Here is a 952-nt window from a genome sequence, read left to right as displayed (position 1 = left end):
TCGACGTGCCGCGTGCGCTGATTACCGGGATTACCGGGCAGGACGGGTTGTATCTGGGTGAGTTGTTGACCGCGAAGGGTTATGAGGTGTTCGGGTTGGTTCGGGGGCAGTCGAACCCGAAGGTGGCGGTGGTGGAGCGGGTGGTGCCGGGGGTGGTGTTGTTGGAGGGGGATCTGACGGATCTGTCGTCGTTGATCGGTGCGGTGGAGATCTCGCAGCCGGACGAGGTGTACAACCTTGGGGCGATCTCGTTCGTCGGACTGTCGTGGAAGCAGGCGGAGTTGACGGGGGAGACGACGGGGATGGGGGTGTTGCGGTTGTTGGAGGCGTTGCGGATCGCGGGTGGTAACGACATGTCGCGGGTGCGGTTCTATCAGGCGTCGTCGTCGGAGATGTTCGGGAAGGTGCGGGAGACGCCGCAGCGGGAGACGACGCCGTTTCATCCGCGGTCGCCGTACGGGGTGGCGAAGACGTTCGGTCATTATCTGACGGTGAACTACCGTGAGTCGTACGGTGCGTTTGCGTGTTCGGGGTTGCTGTTCAATCACGAGTCGCCGCGGCGGGGTATCGAGTTCGTGACGCGGAAGGTGACGCGGGCGGTGGCGCGGATTTCGCTGGGGTTGCAGGATTCGTTGACACTGGGGAATCTTGAGTCGCGGCGGGACTGGGGTTTCGCGGGGGATTATGTGGAGGCGATGTGGTTGATGTTGCAGCAGGAGTCGCCGGATGACTATGTGGTGGCGACGGGGAAGACGCATAGTATTCGTGAGTTGTTGGATGCGGCGTTCGGGCGGGTGGGGATAGCGGACTGGTCGGGGTTGGTGCGTCAGGATCCGCGGTTCTTCCGGCCGGCGGAGGTGGATGTGCTGGTGGGGGATGCGTCGAAGGCGCGGGAGGTGTTGGGGTGGCAGCCGCGGGTGGCCTTCGAGGAGCTGGTCGCGATGATGGTCGA

At 63.8% G+C, this 952-nt stretch carries 1 protein-coding gene; it reads left to right on the top strand.

The features are described 5' to 3' along the window. Positions 1-5: 5 nt before the first annotated feature. The coding region (locus MXD59_RS25960) for a GDP-mannose 4,6-dehydratase (protein WP_248827195.1) at positions 6-952 on the top strand (947 nt) is incomplete at its 3' end.

The organism is Frankia umida (assembly GCF_023242945.1).
Taxonomy (GTDB): Bacteria; Actinomycetota; Actinomycetes; order Frankiales; family Frankiaceae; genus Frankia; species Frankia umida.
The sequence above is the reverse complement of the archived record's forward strand: the minus strand, read 5'-3'. Positions and strand labels throughout refer to the sequence as shown.